Below are 633 nucleotides of genomic sequence, written 5' to 3' on the forward strand. Positions count from 1 at the left end.
GAAGCAGCGATAGCGGGAGACGCCGGCTTGAGTTCGGCCATCCCGGCGTGCTCGTCTTCATATGATCAATCGTCCGCATTGAAACTTCTTTCAGGTAGACGAAACGCTCTTCGGGAGCTAGGTTGCATAAGGGGATTTTAATACAAGCATTAACTGTCGCGCATATGTGTGACGAGGGGGCGGATGAAATGCAGACCTCGGTGCCTTTGCCTGACGATCGGGCCGAGCGCCCCTGTCCGACCCATGAGGAGGTCAGGGCGCAGCTTGAACGGATTCTCTCAAGCCGCGAGTTTCCCAGTGCCGGACGTGGCGCTGCCTTCCTGAAATATGTCACCGAGGAGACGCTTGCAGGCCGGGCACAGCGTCTCAAGGCGTATTCGATCGCCATCGAAGTGTTCAACCGAAGCGCGGGCTTCTCTCAGGAGGATCCGGTCGTCCGCATCGAGGCCGGACGTCTTCGCCGGGTCATCGAACGCTACTATCTCGTTGCAGGCCAACGCGATCCGATCCGCATCGACATCCCTAAGGGCGGCTACGTGCCGACCTTTACGTGGAACGACCCGCCGATAGAAGCGGCCAGGGATGCGCTGACCGAAGAAGTCTCCGAGCTGATCGCCACGATCATCCGCGAGC

The 633-nt window shown here is 59.4% G+C and carries 1 pseudogene; it reads left to right on the plus strand.

Features of this window, described 5'->3' with window-relative positions:
* Nucleotides 1–188: 188 nt before the first annotated feature.
* Nucleotides 189–633 (plus strand): annotated as a pseudogene (locus tag AF337_RS35325) (adenylate cyclase); the annotation flags it as partial.

Source organism: Rhizobium ecuadorense (assembly GCF_001187535.1).
GTDB classification, from domain to species: domain Bacteria; phylum Pseudomonadota; class Alphaproteobacteria; order Rhizobiales; family Rhizobiaceae; genus Rhizobium; species Rhizobium ecuadorense.